General features: G+C 44.1%; 1 pseudogene. It reads right to left on the bottom strand.

The annotated features are described in order from the left end of the window. Positions 1 to 123 precede the first annotated feature (123 nt). A pseudogene (locus FE783_RS37220) lies at positions 124 to 1329 on the bottom strand (IS110 family RNA-guided transposase). Positions 1330 to 1581: the final 252 nt, after the last annotated feature.

Genomic DNA, 1581 nt, shown 5'->3' with positions numbered 1-1581 from the left:
TAAACCAGCTAATAGTTGTCAACATTTTTCTTATAAAAGTAGCTGAGGTTGATGCTATACTAATAACTGTGCATACCAAATAACCCTCCATTCTTGACTGGAAGGTTTTTCTAGTTCGTGTTGTTAGGCCAATTCAACGAAAGTTTCTTTTCGTTTCAGCAGGGCAAAGATCCAATGGAGTAACCTGTTAACGCAGGCGATCATCGCTACTTTGTGAGGCTTTCCCTCAGCCATTTTCTTGTCGTAATAAGCCTTGAGTGTCTTGCTGCCTGTGCGTCTCAAGCTACAGAGCACAGCCAAGAATAAGGTGTGTCTAAGCCTGCTGGAGCCACGTTTGGTTATTCGATTAATGGTCGCGGTAAACTTGCCAGAGATATGGACACTCGGGTCTACACCAGCAAATGCAACCAACTTCTTTGGGTGATGAAACCGATCAATCTCACCGATTTCAGAAATAATCGTTGCCGCGATTTTTTCTCCGATACCAGGGATTGATTGGATAATCTTATATTCTTCCAGTTCATTAGCGAGAGCATCGATTTGCTTTTCTAGGGCGGTTAGATGCTCTCGATAATGAAGTAACATGCTGACGTACATCTCAAGGCTGAATAAATGGCTCTGGAAAGGAGCCTAACGGAAGGGATTTCGGTCCGCTGCAGCCAGCAAAGATTTCGCTTTATCCGCAGCCCAACGATCTGACCTCCGTATACATAAGGACATAATCTTCTCCGTTACCATTACTTCTCCGGCTTGCAACACGACGTCAGACGTAGGGAATGCCAACAAGGTTTTCAGTGATACCGCAGAATACAAATCCCCAAACACACCTTTATACTCAGGAAACACCTGATCCAATATGGCCTGAAACTGTAATTTGATTTGAATGTACAGGCCAGTTATGGCATCATGCTGTCTGGTTAAATTCCGCAGGTTTAACAAATGAACGCCTCTTGATTTATGCTGATCAAAGTCCTCTTTGTAAAAGAGCTCGCAGAGGGCATAAGCATCTACAGCATCCGTTTTCACCTTACGCAAGCTCGATAACTTTTTGGCCTGATACGAAAGGATAGGGTTAACAACAATGAAAAGGTATTGGTTATCCTCCAGAAAGCGAGTGACGGGTAAATGGTAATGTCCTGTCGATTCTAGGATAATCGTAGGTCGTTGACCGGCTTCTTCCTCAATAACCTTTAAGAAGGAGTGGAAAGCGACTAACCCTTCACGAGTATGGCTTACTGAAAAGCTTTTGTCATAAGGTTTTCCTTTGTCTAAGAAAGCCTGGCCTTGACTTTCTCCTTTTGCGATATCTAAGCCGATTACTGGGTTCATCTGAATGCATCACCTTCACTTCATGTATTTGCCGGAAGCCCCTAATCCATCTTGCAGTGTCATAGCTTCGCTTGTTATTCGAGATCGTTGTCTCAACCAGCCTCAAACATGTTTCTACAAGTAGGGGGTGAACAGTTTAGCACACGGGGTCAAGCCCCACGGGCAGAGACGTTCTACCCCGGCTACCCGTAACTAAACCCCTTAAAACAAAAGAGGTCAACCAGTAAAAACTGGCTGACCTCATAATACGAA

The sequence above is a fragment of the Paenibacillus mesophilus genome (assembly GCF_005938385.1).
Lineage (GTDB): Bacteria > Bacillota > Bacilli > Paenibacillales > NBRC-103111 > Paenibacillus_AB > Paenibacillus_AB mesophilus.
The sequence above is the reverse complement of the archived record's forward strand: the minus strand, read 5'-3'. Positions and strand labels throughout refer to the sequence as shown.